The 15566-nt window shown below is 33.7% G+C and carries 18 protein-coding genes and 1 other RNA gene; 16 read left to right on the forward strand and 3 right to left on the reverse strand.

Translation table 11 applies throughout. From position 1 onward, the window contains the following. Positions 1-216: 216 nt before the first annotated feature. Positions 217-1509 (reverse strand): bifunctional UDP-N-acetylglucosamine diphosphorylase/glucosamine-1-phosphate N-acetyltransferase GlmU, encoded by a 1293-nt coding sequence (gene glmU / locus OZD64_RS03355; protein ID WP_274999287.1) that lies wholly within the window; start codon positions 1507-1509, stop codon positions 217-219. Continuing rightward, positions 1510-2553, reverse strand: a complete 1044-nt coding sequence (gene pheS / locus OZD64_RS03360) for a phenylalanine--tRNA ligase subunit alpha (protein WP_010082249.1) — start codon at positions 2551-2553, stop codon at positions 1510-1512. Between the two features lie 146 nt (positions 2554-2699). Between pheS and OZD64_RS03365 the strand changes: the two genes are divergently transcribed. The 16 genes from OZD64_RS03365 to ispG all read left to right on the forward strand — a co-directional run bounded on the left by OZD64_RS03365 (position 2700) and on the right by ispG (position 14045). Then, positions 2700-4430 (forward strand): hypothetical protein, encoded by a 1731-nt coding sequence (locus tag OZD64_RS03365; protein WP_038199492.1) that lies wholly within the window; start codon positions 2700-2702, stop codon positions 4428-4430. 181 nt (positions 4431-4611) lie between these two features. Beyond that, complete coding sequence (locus OZD64_RS03370; protein ID WP_010082169.1) at positions 4612-5208, forward strand: riboflavin synthase; 597 nt, start codon at positions 4612-4614, stop codon at positions 5206-5208. Between the two features lie 57 nt (positions 5209-5265). Further along, complete coding sequence (locus tag OZD64_RS03375) at positions 5266-5856, forward strand: CvpA family protein (RefSeq protein WP_274999288.1); 591 nt, start codon at positions 5266-5268, stop codon at positions 5854-5856. Between the two features lie 124 nt (positions 5857-5980). Beyond that, positions 5981-6320, forward strand: a transfer-messenger RNA (tmRNA) gene (gene ssrA / locus OZD64_RS03380). 21 nt (positions 6321-6341) lie between these two features. Further along, positions 6342-6779 carry a ClpXP protease specificity-enhancing factor SspB gene (locus tag OZD64_RS03385; RefSeq protein WP_006279412.1) on the forward strand — a complete coding sequence of 146 codons (438 nt, stop codon included), beginning with the start codon at positions 6342-6344 and terminating at the stop codon, positions 6777-6779. Positions 6780-6979: 200 nt separating this feature from the next. Beyond that, a complete protein-coding gene (locus tag OZD64_RS03390; RefSeq protein ID WP_274999289.1) occupies positions 6980-7198 on the forward strand; it encodes a hypothetical protein in 219 nt (72 codons plus the stop codon). Positions 7199-7211: 13 nt separating this feature from the next. Then, on the forward strand, positions 7212-7472 hold the full coding sequence (locus OZD64_RS03395) for a type II toxin-antitoxin system RelE family toxin (protein ID WP_255324035.1): 261 nt from the start codon (positions 7212-7214) through the stop codon (positions 7470-7472). Positions 7473-7570: 98 nt separating this feature from the next. Next, entirely contained in the window at positions 7571-7792 is a 222-nt protein-coding gene (locus OZD64_RS03400) for a hypothetical protein (RefSeq protein ID WP_095742622.1), read from the forward strand. Continuing rightward, a complete protein-coding gene (locus OZD64_RS03405) occupies positions 7773-8084 on the forward strand; it encodes a type II toxin-antitoxin system RelE family toxin (RefSeq protein WP_010962380.1) in 312 nt (103 codons plus the stop codon). The genes OZD64_RS03400 and OZD64_RS03405 overlap by 20 nt, the downstream gene beginning before the upstream one ends. A gap of 83 nt (positions 8085-8167) precedes the next feature. Beyond that, positions 8168-8389, forward strand: coding sequence for a hypothetical protein (locus OZD64_RS03410; protein WP_006279415.1), 222 nt, complete (start codon positions 8168-8170; stop codon positions 8387-8389). Continuing rightward, complete coding sequence (locus tag OZD64_RS03415; RefSeq protein ID WP_007550684.1) at positions 8380-8655, forward strand: type II toxin-antitoxin system RelE family toxin; 276 nt, start codon at positions 8380-8382, stop codon at positions 8653-8655. The genes OZD64_RS03410 and OZD64_RS03415 overlap by 10 nt, the downstream gene beginning before the upstream one ends. Before the next feature lie 171 nt (positions 8656-8826). Next, entirely contained in the window at positions 8827-9105 is a 279-nt protein-coding gene (locus OZD64_RS03420) for a YggT family protein (RefSeq protein ID WP_006279515.1), read from the forward strand. Beyond that, positions 9106-11220 carry an FtsK/SpoIIIE family DNA translocase gene (locus tag OZD64_RS03425; RefSeq protein WP_274999290.1) on the forward strand — a complete coding sequence of 705 codons (2115 nt, stop codon included), beginning with the start codon at positions 9106-9108 and terminating at the stop codon, positions 11218-11220. A gap of 155 nt (positions 11221-11375) precedes the next feature. Continuing rightward, on the forward strand, positions 11376-11921 hold the full coding sequence (locus OZD64_RS03430) for a hypothetical protein (protein ID WP_095742623.1): 546 nt from the start codon (positions 11376-11378) through the stop codon (positions 11919-11921). Between the two features lie 197 nt (positions 11922-12118). Continuing rightward, positions 12119-12739, forward strand: coding sequence for a TRP75-related protein (locus OZD64_RS03435; protein WP_266408766.1), 621 nt, complete (start codon positions 12119-12121; stop codon positions 12737-12739). 25 nt (positions 12740-12764) lie between these two features. After that, positions 12765-14045 (forward strand): flavodoxin-dependent (E)-4-hydroxy-3-methylbut-2-enyl-diphosphate synthase, encoded by a 1281-nt coding sequence (ispG, locus tag OZD64_RS03440; protein ID WP_070356735.1) that lies wholly within the window; start codon positions 12765-12767, stop codon positions 14043-14045. A 101-nt stretch (positions 14046-14146) separates the two neighbouring features. Here the strand turns inward: ispG and OZD64_RS03445 are convergent, their stop codons facing one another. After that, positions 14147-15475, reverse strand: a complete 1329-nt coding sequence (locus OZD64_RS03445; protein ID WP_274999201.1) for an IS4-like element ISWen1 family transposase — start codon at positions 15473-15475, stop codon at positions 14147-14149. Positions 15476-15566 lie beyond the last annotated feature (91 nt).

Here is a 15566-nt window from a genome sequence, read left to right on the forward strand (position 1 = left end):
CAAAAAATTAAACATAAGACGCCGATACATTAAGTAATCCTTACCTTTTAATCTGCAGATTGGCGAAAGCAAATACAATAGCTTCACTGTTATGATAAGGGGGCTGGCGGAGTTTGTCAAGGAAGTTTTTTTGTTTCTATTCCCAATAAAAGTTTGTTATATGGTTATGCAAGAAGTCTAATATTAAAAATGACACAACAACATAATTAAATTAGACTACTTTATTCTCTTAGTTACTTGCTTTTCTCTTGCTATTGCAAGGCTTTTTTCTGGTACATCCTCAACTATAACACTACCTGCTGCAATTACAGATTCATCATGAATATTAAGCGGCGCAATTAGTGAGCTATTGGCGCCAACAAAGCAATTGCTCCCTATATTCGTTTCATGTTTATTTTTCCCATCATAATTACAAACAATAGTGCCTGCTCCTATATTACTCTCCTGCCCTACTTTAGCATTTCCTATATAACTTAAGTGTTTTATTCTAGTGTTTTGACCAACTTCACTTGTTTTCACTTCCACAAAATTTCCTATTTTTGCCTTATTACCAATTGTTGTGTTTCCGCGTATTCTGGTAAATGGACCGACCTCAGCATTACTTTTAATTAAGCAGTTTTCTAAATGCGAAAATGGCAGTATTTTCGCACCAGACTCTATTTTCACTCCAGTACCGAAAAAAACATATGGGTAAATAACTGAATCTCTGGCAATTTGCGTATCAAGAGAAAAGAAAACAGTCTCTGGTGCAACAAGCGTTACTCCGGAGTCGGTAAAAATTTTTCTTTTATTTTCTTGAAAGTAAAACTCAGCTTTTATAAGGTCATTTCTGTTATTTATTCCCGTTGCTTCTTCTCCACCGGTAATAACGTAACCGACATTTAAATTACTCTTCACTGCAATGGAAACTATATCGGTCAAGTAATATTCATGAGTTGAGCTATTGCACTCTATTTTCTCCACCAATTCACGTAAATTCTTTGCACATGCAACCATTATTCCAGCATTTGCAAGAAATTCTTCATGATTATTTTTATCACTCTTTGCTTCTACGATTTCTCTTAAGGAACCATTCTCAATAATTAACCTACCGTATTCTTTATTGCTTGTCCTAAAACCTAGGCAAACTAGAGCCTTGCCTTCTAAATAACTAATCATTTTAGTTATTGTGCTGCTTTTTATGAGCGGAGTATCCCCATACTGCACAACAACTATGCTTGAATCTGGCAATTCTCTTAGGTTTCTCATCGCAGTTTTGACCGCATCTCCCGTGCCAAGTGTTAATTCTTGTGTAATTAACTGTATATCCTTAAAACACTTTAGTCTTTCAATTAAAGGCTGACCAACTACAACAGCAATATTTTCAGGATTTAACTGTTTTGTATTGTAAATGACATGCTGGAGCATGGAAAAACTGCCTATTTTGTGTAGGACCTTAGGCAAATCTGAATTCATCCGCCTGCCATGCCCTGAAGCAAGTATAACGAACGTATGAGTTTTACTTATCACTTATCTTAAAGATGAAAAATGAAAACCGTAATGATCAAGCCAGCTGATTTTGTTGTCATAAAAGCTCCTCAAGTCGCTAATTTGATATTTTAGCATTGCAAGCCTTTCTATACCAATGCCAAACGCAAAACCGTTGTATTTAGTATGGTCTATTCCAACATTTTGAAATACATTTGGATGCGTCATACCGCATCCCAGTACTTCTATCCATTTACTACCTTTATAACTTATGTCCACTTCCGCAGAAGGCTCGGTAAAAGGGAAAAAACTATTACGAAAACGTATCTTCAGCCCTTTATCGCCAAAGAACTTATTAAGGAAGTGATGAATAGTAAATTTTAACTGGCCCATATTGACATTCTCATCGACATATAACCCCTCTATTTGATGGAACATAGGGGTGTGAGTTGCATCAAAGTCGTTTCTGTATACTCTACCTGCGGCTACTATTTTAATTGGGAATTTTTTTGTTTTTTCCATGGTTCTAATCTGTACAGATGAGGTGTGAGTGCGCAGTACCATTCTTTTATCATCTATTTTATTCTTTAAGTAGAAGGTATCTTGCTCCTCTCGTGCAGGATGATGACTTGGAGTATTCAGTGCATCAAATACATGAAATTCATCTTCAATGTCAGGGCCATCAACTGCCTTAAAACCCATATGTGCAAAAATAAGCTTTACTTCATTTAGAACCTTACTGAGTGGATGGACCTTGCCAATTTTTTCTGGCCTCGCAGACAACGTGATATCAACTGCCTCGTTCTGCAATTTAAAGTTAACTTCTTCGGCTTTTAGTATATTCTCCTTATTCATTATAAGCTGATCTAGCTTATTACGTAAAACGTTGATAACTTCGCCTAAATTGCGCTTTTTTCCTGCGTCTTCTATCTCTTTTAAGTTGTCAAAATAAGCTTTAATTACACCCTTTTTTCCCAAATATGATAGCCTAACTTTTTCTAAATCTTGTAAAGAAGAAGCATTCTCAATTTCGGAAACTGCTTTATCTTCAAGTGAAAGTATGTCATCTAATAACTCTTTATTCATCTTAAAAACGCTGGCTTAAACTTTCATTATAGTGAAATTTTAAATATCATCAACAATCCGAAAAATTGCCCTATTCTGATTATTAATTTATTGACTGATTAATCTTTTTTATTTACCTTTGCGTTGATGAATTCGCTGTATCAACTATGCACAACAGTAATACTGAAACTAAGAATAAGTATAAAATAGAGGATTTACCTAAGCTCTTTAAGGAAAAATCCAGAAACATAAATAAAGCATTTTCTAGCGAAACAATTAAGATCAGTACTATTCGCTCGAGAAGTATTGAAAGTAATATACAAGAATTTTCATTTGAGCTAACAGCAACAGATAAAGACACCTTTAATATAAGATTATTTCGAATAAACTCTTTAATTAATTTTTTCAAAATCTGCCTTTCCCGGGAAAAAAATTTTACAGCCAACATAAAAGTGCCCAAAGAAAGCAGTGAACTATATAATAACTACTGTAAAACTAACAGTTATAAAACTGTAGAAGAATTCGTAAATAGTGCTCCGCCTCAAATCCTTCTGCAGGGCACAACGATAACGCTACAAACAGACGTTGAAAACATTAACCTGGACAACTTGTACCAAATCGAGTTATTTCTAAATGAAAAGCTACAACATGCAGAAAAAACTGAAAATGAAGACAAAAAAGAACAGAGTGAAACTAACCAAAAAAATGCACAAAATAAACAAATCGTACCAGTTACAGGCTCATTTGGCTTCGATGTAACAAATAATGGAAAACAAGTTACACGTGTTTCGATAGTAGTTGCTGCAATGCATGAAAACGTTTTCTGGTTTAGATCTTTTTTCCGTCTACCCAATTTTTTTAATACGTCACAATTCTTTTCCCAACAATTGCCAAAATTTTCTATACAGAGCAACAATATACCATTTGGTGTTATTCCAGCGTTTGACCAGGAAAAAAGAAACATGGATCCAAGTAGTCAAGCTACTCGGATGACAGGGGGTAGTATAGAAAATCCAATACCTCAAGAAGCAGAACAGAATGTAGGTCAAACTACTTCGCACACAGAGTATTTTAAGGCTAACAGAAAAAAGAAGTCAAAAAAGCAGACCAAAGAACTATCAGAGAAAGAAAAACCATTAGCCATAAAACAAGCACAAAATGATGCTAGAGTAGCTATGATAGATAACCAAATTGAGCACAGGGGGAAAAAACTCGATAAAATATTTATTGAAGTGATGAGTGGATACAAAAATCAAGATCCAGAAACATTTTGCAATATTTTCAGCTCAGTATTCAATATTGTTTACTTTCAAGATAAACAATTACATGCAATATTAGAGCCAGGCGAGATATCAGAAGTATTACAGATACTCGAAAGGCCACAACCTCTTAGTAACTCACTTTTAGGTAAAGAATATTTACAAAAACAAGTATATAGAAAAAAAGAGCAATTGCTTAAATTAGTTTCAGGTGTTTATATACAACAACCTTCTCCACAACATGAAAATACTCCTCATAAATCTACAAACCCTTTACCAATTAAAGATCTTTCACCAGCAACAAATGAAGCTAAAACTCTACCACCTACTAACATTACACTCAAATCATCATTAAAAACTGTATTTTCCTCAAAAAAGGCTTATTTTTGTCTATTTATAATAGTAGCATCTGCATCAACACTTTGCTTATGGCATTTTCCGTTAGGAAAAGTGTCAATGTTAAAAGGATTAGTGCCACCAGAAAAAAGAGAAAGTATTGGGCTAGCATTGAACATAGGGTTACCAATATTAACTGCATTATGTGTTCTGAGTTTGGCTTATTTCATATATTCTGAATATTCTATAGAATCTATTGAACAAGTAAGTAAAAACGATCCCCTTTCTCGCGCCTATAGCTAGTGCAGGCTCAGTTTTCCTACGTCATACCGTCACGGTATCTCTAGATCCCGCTAACACGTAGCGGGATGACGAATTTGTCGTTTTTTAAATTGTCGGTAAACCAGAATTACTTTAACTATAACAAAATAGAAATAAGTTGTTGTAAAAAATTTTTCATGGTAAAATTATTTATTTTCACCATATGTTTAAAGGAATTATCACGGATATCGGGACTATAACTGATACTACCACTCACTCCAACTCTGATCAAATTTTCCATATCAAGACACAAAATTTATCCTCTATAAATAAAGGAGATTCAATAGCTTGCTCTGGTGTGTGTTTAACTGTTGTTGATATAATGAGCGATACATTTACAGTCCAAGCATCTCAAGAAACTATGAAGGTTGCTAACTTAAATACGTGGAGAATAGGAAAAAAAATAAATCTCGAACAAGCAATGAGATTAAGCGATAAGATCGATGGCCACCTGGTTCAGGGTCATGTTGATGGGATAGTAAAATTTTTAACAATTAATCAAAATTTAGATTCTCATGAAATCAAACTATCGTGCCCACAAGAATTAATTAAATTTGTTGCAAAAAAAAGCTCCGTTACACTAGATGGGGTTTCCCTCACAGTGAATTCAGTTATTAATCAGGAATTTACAGTAAATATCACTCCCTATACATGGGAAAATACAACTTTTCAGTACAACAAAGTAAATGATTATTTGAATTTAGAAATTGACATGATCGCTAGGTATTTAGATCAATTGATGCAGCATAAATACAATTAATTTTACAACCTTGTTATTTACAACTATTATATCTTGAAAACCATATAGATATAAAACATGCTTTTCGATAGCCTAATTATCTTCATTGTTGTTCTATGCGTAATAATCTCGGTAACTAGAGGCTTTATAAAAGAGCTATGCGCACTAATGTTTCTATTTTCATCGGTCTTTCTGACAGCTAATCACTATGATTTTTTCGCTCCAAATTATAGTAAATATTTTGATTCTAAAGTTACACTAAACATACTTTCTACAATCTCTGTATTTATTATACTTAATCTTATATTCATGATAATAAATAACTGGCTAATGTACATATTATCACCCATAAGGTTGGGGTTTATCGATAGAGTTACTGGAATCTTTCTCGGAATGCTTAAAGGAATATTGCTCTCTTATGTATTATTTTTTGCTGTGCACTTATATTGCTACACAGTATATGACAAAAAAGAGGGAGAGTATAAAATAGAAGCAGAAGACATATTGCCTAATTGGATAATAAATTCACACTCTTATCAGGCTTTATTTGTGACAGCAGAAGAAGTAATTGACATGTATGTACCAGAGTCGTTGATACTAAAAATAAAAGAGATCGGTGGAGAAATGGTTGATCAAGAAAAACCTAAAAACAATAAAAAAGAAGAGTAAATATTTATTTATAAATATTTACATTGGGAGTATTCAAAAAGCCATATGTGTCAGGTTAAGAGCACAGAATTTTTTACTGGAAATATTAATTTTGTTTTAGCAATAAATCAACTTAAGGTCATAATATCTTGACATTTATTTAATGTTGCTATATAATAGCTATGTACATTTTGTGTACTATAGCAATAAAATTACCTTGTAATAGGTGTATTGGACCCGAGGGCAGTACTCGGCGTCTCCACCATGTTTTTTAATTTATATGGGGACGAATAAGGATCGACATGCATAGTAAAGATGGTAGCTTTGCTCGGTTAGACACCACCGCTAAGAGTTCATAATTTAAATGCAAACGATAATTTTGCTGCTGAAGACAATGTCGACGCAATAGCTGCTTAATTTAAGCACTATAACTTCATTGCTATAAGCACGGTTCAGGGAACGCCGGGTAACAGAAGTTCCCCAAAATTTACGTATGTGAAAGTTATATGGAGCAAACAGATTACAAAAAACTGCTTAATTCTGCTAAGTTTCAAGTTATCAAAAAGACTTTAGATGTTATATCAGGTAATGGTTTTATCCCTCACTTAGAAATATTATTTTTCACATATTTTAATGGTGTGACCATGCCAGATCGTTTAAAAAAGTCATACCCTACTCAAATGCTTATTATATTACAGCATCAATTCTATGATTTAAAAGTTTCTGAGGATAAATTTAGCGTCAGTTTGAGTTTTCAAGGAAAACAAGAGCGAATTACTATACCGTTTTTTGCTATTAGTGAGTTTCGTGATAAAATTTCAGGAGATGTTTTAATATTTGACAAAATCAGTATCGACTCTGATAAAGAATACAAAAGTGAAAAATGTACTGAAAAACTATCAAACGGTAGTATTATATCCATAGATCAACTGCGTGATGAGTAACTGCTCATCTTTATAAACAAAAAATATTAATAGAAAAAAGTGGTCTAACTTAAGTAATAGAATAGAGGGTAGATAAATATGCTAAATCTTTAATTATTTATTAACGCAGGTGGCAAAATTTTTCTTACATATCATCAACTTCCTTTATTGAAAAATTCAGAAAAATGTTGTATAATTATTAGTAGACTTTGGTAAAACATATGACAGATTCAGGAATTAGTATAACTTTTGACCCAAAAACTTCACATAACCTTACTAAGTTAGCTGAAATCACCAAGGAATCCGTTCAAGAACTAGCAAAAAGGTTAATCATCGAAGGAATCGAGTGCGAAGTAGAAGATATTGCGTTATATAAAACTATTAAGGAATGTGAGGATGTAGACTGGAATACAGTACTATCTGAAAGGGAGAGGACATAAACTGAAATACGATATTGTCTACTCAAAAAACTTTACTGAAAGAGATTTTCTAAATCTTCCAAAAACAATAAGATCAAGGATTACAAAAGCGATAAACGAGCGGCTTACAACTGATCCAATTAAATTTGGTAAACCATTACGTGGCAGGCTAAAAGGGTATAGAAGAATAAGGGTTAGTGATTATCGAATTATTTATACTGTAAATATTGCAAAACATAAGGTATTTGTTGCTACAGCAGGACATAGAGACACCATTTATGAGAAGGCTACTTGATAAACATTAAATATATTTTTATACAGCCCTCCTTCCTTTATTGAAAAATTAAAAAAAATGTTGTAAAATAGCTATAGTAGTAGACTTTGGTAAAACTGATGGTAAATTCAAAAGTTAGTGTAACTTTCAACCCAGAAACTTCGCAGCATCTTGTTGAACTAGCTAGAGCCACCAAGCAGTCTGTTCAAAAATTAACAGAAAAGCTAGTCAAGGAAGCAATCGAACTTGAAGCGGAAGATATTGCATTTTCCAAAATTATTAGGGAGTTAAATTCTGATGATGCAGAAGAAGTAGAGGATAGTGAAGACATCTGGAAATAAGCAATACACCATTAAATATCTAAAGCATGTTCTTAAAAGAAATTTGCCTTCCTTGCCGGAAGATGTAAAGCCAAGTATTAAAGATGCAATAAAAGAGTATCTTGAGACTGATCCTATTGGTAACGGTGTGTTGCTACGCAAGAGATTAAAGGAACATAGAAGAATAAAAGTTGCTGATGATTATCGTATTGTCTACCGTGTAAATACTGTAAAACGTATAGTAATTATTGTTTCAATAGGACACAGGGACAATATTTACAAGCAGGCAATATTGGACCTACTGAAACATTAAATATATTTTTATACACCACTCCTTTCTTTATTGAAAAATTAAAAAAAATGTTGTATAATTATTAGTGGACTTTGGTAAAACATATGGCAAATTCAGGCATTAACATAGCTCTTAGCGAAGAAACTTTAAAGCATCTTGCTGAATTATCTGAATTTACTAAACAGCCCGTTCAAGAATTAGCAGGAAAACTATTTAGAGAAGCAGTTGAGCTTGAAATGGAGGATTTTTTAGTATCTAAAATTTCTGATGAGCGTGATGTTGAAGGTGCAGAAACAGTTGATTTTGAAGATATTAAGTGGGATTAGAGCGTTACAAGGTTAAGTCTCTAAAGAGTGTTGTTGAAAAAGATTTACCAAACCTTCCAAAGATAATAAGGCTAAGAGTTCAAAAGGCTATAAAAGAACGTCTTACAGTTGACCCAATAAATTTTGGTGAACCACTACATCATAACTTAAAAGGATGTAGAAGGCTAAGAGTTGGTGACTATCGTGTAATTTACAGAGTAAATCAATTAGATCATATAGTAACTATCACAGAGATAGGACATAGAGATGATATTTATAAGAAATAAATATCAACATTAATATATATTATACACCCCTCCTTCCTTGTCCATTCTCTACTTTAGGTGGCTTTGCGCAGCTCAAAAAATGAAGTTTTTTTTGGTTCAGCAAAAACAACATTTTGAGTTTGAAAAGGCTAAATACTTGTCTTTTATATAACTTTCGTGTAATAGATATGTATGCATCCAATCATATATCTACTCAATACGTTACTTGATCTTTATAGCTTCATTCTAATATGTTGGGTTGTCCTAAACTGGCTGGTTAAACTTAATATGGTGAACATATATAATGAAACTGTCAGTAGCATAATGCACATCTTGAACCAATTGACATATCCACCACTAAAGATTATTAGAAGATATATACCACCGTTCAACGGATTAGATTTATCTATAATGATATTGCTAATAACAATTCACTTTGTAAAATATACAGTAGCTTACTACTTTAGGTAGATGTTAAAAAAATATCTAAAATCAGCAATATATCTATCCCTTTTAATATATATATATATATCAGTTTTTAGCTATAACTATAAAGATCCTTCCTTAAACACAGCTACAAATGAGGAAGTGACAAATTTAGGTGGAATAGTAAGTTCATATTTAGCTGATATATTGGTTCAATTTCTTGGATTAACTAGTGTTACAATAGCTACAACCATAGTTTACTTGTTGATCTTCAGGCCATCAAAAAGGCTGCTAAAAATTCTCTATTTAATATTAATCAATTTAGGGATATGTGCTATACTACCACAACTTTCGCTAGGCATCACTGCAAGGTACAGACACAGTGGAATAATAGGGAATGCACTAATTAATAACTGCCCGTTTTATATATTTGTGATAGTAACATCAATAGGTCTTGTAGGATCTGTTGGTTGGAAGAGAACAATTTACTCTCTATTCTTCTTATGTAAAAAAATAGCTTGCTTATTTGTAAATGTTCCATTCTTCAGATCACATAAAACTACTGAGTATTCAATTGCACCATTAGTAGTAGAAGAAAAACATAGAACTAAAATCACTACTAAACAACAACCAAAAGAAAGACAGAAAAAAGCTACCGAGGAGGTTTTAAGTGAGTTTAAGTTTCCAAGTATCCATTTACTTTCTAAAGCAAAAGAGTCTTTGCAGAGAAAACAGCTAAATGAAATGGAGAGCAATAAAAATTTATCTCTGCTGGAACAAGTCCTGAGTGATTTTGGCGTGCAAGGAAAAATTATCAGTGTATGCTATGGGCCGGTTGTGACTTTGTACAAACTTGAACCACAAGCTGGCACGAAATCTGCAAGAGTAATTGGCCTTGCAGATGACATTGCACGTTCGATGAGTGCACTCTCTGCACGTATTTCAATAATTCGTGGGCAAAATGCTATGGGAATAGAGTTGCCGAACAAGGAACGGGAAATTGTAATGCTGCGTGATTTGCTTGAATCCCCAGAATACCAAAATGCAAACTTAAATCTCCCAATTGCGCTTGGCAAAGAAATAAGTGGAAAACCAGTTATTGCAGATCTAACTAAAATGCCCCACTTGCTCGTTGCTGGAACCACAGGGTCTGGTAAATCAGTTGCGATTAACACTATGATTCTTTCACTCGTTTATCGATTAAGTCCTGATGAATGTAAGATGATAATGATCGACCCAAAAATGCTTGAGCTTTCAATATATGATGCAATACCGCATCTAATAACGCCAGTGGTAACAGAGCCAAAAAAGGCTGTAGTCGCTCTTAAGTGGATAGTGAAAGAAATGGAAAATCGCTATCGCATGATGTCCTATTTAAATGTGCGCAATGTAATAAACTATAACCAAAGAATCACAGAAGCGATGAATAGTGGAATAGAATTGGAGCGCGTTGTGCAGATTGGCTTTAACTCAACAACAGGCAAACCTCTGTTTGAAAAAATACCAATCAAGATGGAAACATTTCCGTATATTGTAGTGATCGTGGATGAAATGGCAGATTTGATGCTTGTTGCCGGCAAAGAAATAGAGTGCTCTATTCAACGCTTAGCTCAGATGGCTCGTGCTGCAGGAATACACATCATAATGGCAACACAACGCCCATCTGTGGATGTGATCACAGGTGTGATAAAGGCGAACTTTCCAACGAGAATCAGTTTTGCTGTTACTTCTAAGATAGATAGCCGTACAATACTTGGCGAACAAGGGGCTGAACAATTGCTCGGCATGGGTGACATGCTCTATATGGCCTCTGGTGGTAAGATCATTCGAGTTCACGGCCCATTTGTAAGTGATAATGAGGTGCAAGATATAGTTGATCATCTGAAAATGCAAGGTGAGCCAAACTACATGGAGGAAATCACTAAAGAAGATGAAAATTCTTCTACAGAGTCACACGATGAAACGGAGGATGAAGAAAATGACCTCTATAACCAAGCAGTGGCCATCATTCAAAGAGATCAAAAAGTTTCAACCAGTTACATTCAAAGGCAGCTTAGAATAGGCTATAACAGAGCAGCAAACATCGTTGAAAGAATGGAAAAGGAAGGTATTGTCAGCGCTCCAAATTACTCAGGGAAAAGAGAGATATTGGTTGAATAACAATCTTGTAATACCTTAATTTAAGTTTTCGCACTTTCAAAAAGCAAGTCAAACGAAATTATTAAAAGATCAATACATAATGACAATTGATTTAATAATAATTTAAACATTTGGAATGTAAAATTATAATATATTAATTAACTAGGGGGTTAAAAATGGGTATAACTAAATGGGTACTTGGCTTTGATGAGTCAGATATAACAGCATTGCAGGAAAGTCAACAAATTGATGCTGAGCAGTTTGAAAAAGTTTTTGGTGCATTAAAAGAATGGCAAGAAGCTCAAAAGATAGATGCTAAACAGTTTGAAGAGGTATTTAGTGCATTAAAAGAATGGCAAGAAGCTCAAAAGATAGATGTTGAGCAGTTTGAAAAAGTTTTTAGTGCATTAGAAGACAAGATTGGTACTAAGCAGTTTCAAGCTATGCAAGAGCACTTAAACGGCCTGCAAGAAAAAGTGGAAACACTTGCAGAGGCAGTAGCAGATCAACAAAAAATAATGGCAATTTGTATCATAGTCAGTGCTGTTGCCGCAATAGCAATAACTAGTTTTGTTGCATTCTGTATCTATCAGGGAGTTAAGCTTGATAAAGAGAAAAAAAACGACTTATCTAAAGATACGCCAGACGCAAAACTTAATAATGTAGATACTACCGATGGTACTGAAAAACTACAGAATAACTTAAAAGTTGCAAACATATAGCTGCATAACACTTTTCTTGAAAAGGTGTTACGCAACTTGTAACACCTTACTCTTCTCTTAGTCTGCGTAGGTTTTTTTGATAGCAAACATATCACTTTTTAGAAAAATACTTGTATTGTAAAGTTAGTAAAGATTCTGGTTTACTTAAAGTTTGTTAATTGCTATCTTTTAAAACACGATATTTACTATAGCACCATATGCTTAGGGTTTTTTCTAAAATTTTATTTATATTAATGTTTTTGGTTTCTAGCTTTTTTACTGTGCATAGTGCTGAAGCTAAATCTAAGCTCAGTAAGAGATACATACCTCCTGGTAACCCTGGTGGTGCAAACTTTCATACAGATGAGGATTTTGCTGAGTCATATAAACTGTATGAGAAGCGTAGGGAATTGCTCAAGAAAAAAAAATTACAAGATCGAGCTATAAATAAAGAAGATCTAATCAAAAAATTAAAAGAGAAAAAAATTGCTAGTCTTGATAATGAGCCAAATGACATGGAAGCTTGCATAGTCGACGATGAAGAGAGCACTATGATAAATCAGCATGGTATTAATATCGCACGTTTAAGGGGTGCTGTATTTATAGATCAAGAGTCAGTTTTCCAGTATGAAAATAAGCAGCATAAAAGTGAACAACAAGAAGAGAAGAAAGTTACTTCAACACGAGAAAAGAAAGTTTCTCCTATAAATGTCACTATAAAAGAAACTCCATCAAGAAGAACGTGCTCACATGATTCTATTGCTAATTTGGATAACGTAGATGCTTATAGTTTGAATGGTTCAAGTTCATTTGGCAGTGTAGCTGACACAGTAAAATAGTATCACAATATTGGCCATTAATAATATGCTAGATAAAGACCTGATATTGAATGATAATACATATGAATTATCGCAGATTTCCAGGCACAAAACTCATGTTGTAGAAGTTGGAAAAGTAAAGATAGGCGGAAATAATCCTGTAGTTGTACAATCTATGGCGCTTGGCGTGCATATAGATGCTGATAATATAAAAAGTAGCGCAAAACATTATGCAAAAGAGATAACAGAACTAGCGCGTACAGGTTCAGAATTGGTGCGAATTGCCTTGAACTCAGAGGAGGTAGCAAGAGCAATACCTTATATAGTAGAAGAGATAAATAAAGAAGGTTTTGACGGTAAAATATTGGTAGGCTGCGGTCAATATGAGCTAGATAAATTAGTTCAAGATTATCCAGACAACATCAAAATGCTGGGTAAAATTAGAATCAATCCAGGCAATATAGGCTTTGGCGACAAACGTGATGAGAAGTTTGAAAGGGTGATAGAGTATGCAATAATGCACGATCTTCCGGTTAGAATTGGGGTAAATTGGGGTAGTCTTGATAAATACCTTTTGCAAAAATTGATGGATGAAAACTCTTCGCTTAGTAATTCAAGGCCTTCTGATGTTATACTGCGCAAAGCACTTGTAATGTCTGCTCTTGATAGTGCAAAAAAAGCTGAAGAAATTGGTCTAAATTCAAACAAAATAATCATTTCATGTAAAGTTAGCAAAGTACAAGATTTAATTTTAGTTTATATGGCACTTGCAAAATCTTCCAATTATGCGCTGCATTTGGGTTTAACTGAGGCTGGTATGGGCAATAAAGGTGTGGTAAATACCGCAGCAGGGCTTACTTATTTATTGCAAAATGGCATTGGAGATACAATACGGGCTTCTTTGACTCAACGTCCTGGTGAATCGCGTACTAATGAAGTGGTGGTGTGTCAGGAAATATTGCAGTCTATAGGCTTGCGACACTTTAACCCTCAGGTTAATTCATGTCCTGGTTGTGGGCGCACGAGTAGCGATCGTTTTCGTATATTAACTGAAGAGGTGAATGGCTATATAAAAACTCATATGCCGATGTGGAAGAAAAAAAATCCAGGTGTAGAGCATATGAACATTGCTGTTATGGGATGCATAGTAAATGGTCCTGGAGAAAGCAAACACGCAAATTTGGGAATCAGCTTACCTGGATATGGAGAAAAACCTGTTTCAGCAGTCTACAAAAACGGCAAATATTTCAAAACTTTACAAGGTGATAATGTCTCTGAAGAATTTAAGGCAATTATTGATAATTATGTGAAGAAGCATTACACGTAACCTTTCACGGTTAATTAATAGATAAATCGCAAATAAAAAAGAAAATTAAACCTTGTTTTTCTTTTTTATTTGGGAATGTTCAAAAAAGCATACGCGTCAAGTTAAGAGATTGTAAGTAAATTCAGGGAAGTTAAGGTAGATACTCTAGTTTTTCTGTACTTGTCTTTTAATGAAAATCGAGACCAAGTTATGGTAAGCTTTTTAAGAAAAACTTTCAAACTATTAACTTTATTCTTTAGTGCTAAAAATAACTCTATAACCCGCTTTTTTAGCTCAATAAATGCCTTTGTTAAGCTAAGTTCTGTATTCTTTTTCACTTCTGTGCAACCAACTATGCCGTGAAATATAAGAATTGCGCACAATTTAGCATATAGTTCACATAATACTCTGCATGGCTTTCCTTTTAGCTTATCAAGTCTGATATGGCTTTTATACAATTTAAATAATAACTCAATTTGCCACCTTACTCTGTAAATCGTTAATACTTGCTCAGCACTAATTTTATTTTCTGGAACATTAGTTATAAATATTGACCAGTTCAACAATTTTTGATTTCTTTTAGAGGATGTATATCCCTGCGATCTTGCTAATCTATTAGCTTTCCTTCTTCTGGCCATAGACTGTTCTTCAGTTAGTTTCTGACATATAATTCTTACTCTAATTTTTGCTTCTTTTCCTAACAATACCTCGTTTTCTAAAAATAACTTATCCTCTAAACATTCTAATAACTCCATTTTTTGATTTGTTTCTACATCATATATGTTGGTATCGGATTTATAACGACTTATGAAATAAGCTCCTATTTCATTGATTTGTTTAAAAGAACTTGGCACAAAATAACCGAGATCAGATATTAGCAAATCATTGCTTAATATATTACTTAAATGTTTCCTATATCCCTGGTCTGATCTTACTCCCTCCGTTAAATTAAGTTGGTCTATTATCTGATTCATGTAGTCGAAAACTAATTGTAACTTTATTCCAGACTTAGTATTGCTTTCATAGCCACTGTAGCTAGTACCATAACCTTTATACATCTCTTCCATACTGTTAGGTAGAGTAATATAGCTACTGTCCAATAATTTAACACTATTAAATTGCTGTAAGATTTTGCAATCAACTTGCAAGATATTTTTGAAGAGAAGCACAGATTCATTATACATCCTTTTCATAAATTCCACTGCTTCTTCAGTAAATCTAAAATCCAAACCTTGTTTTGTTATATCTATCGAGTCCTCGTTTAGTAATTGACACATTGTTTCTACGCTACAATTATCAACCCCTATATTACCCAAGACCATGGCTTTTACGAACGATGAACCTTTTAGCTTTCTCTTTCTTTTTATAAACCTTGTTGTAATTGAGATTTTGTCTGCTTTTTCATTAAAAAATTCTTTGAGCTTTTTTGATAAGCTAGTTATTTTATTCATTGGTTCTCTCACTAAAAGTATTTCTGGGAGAACTTATACCTTATTATTCTATCTCTTTCATACCTTTATTTCCTTAACTTGACGCGTATGG

This window comes from Wolbachia endosymbiont of Drosophila tristis (assembly GCF_028981745.1).
GTDB lineage: Bacteria > Pseudomonadota > Alphaproteobacteria > Rickettsiales > Anaplasmataceae > Wolbachia > Wolbachia pipientis.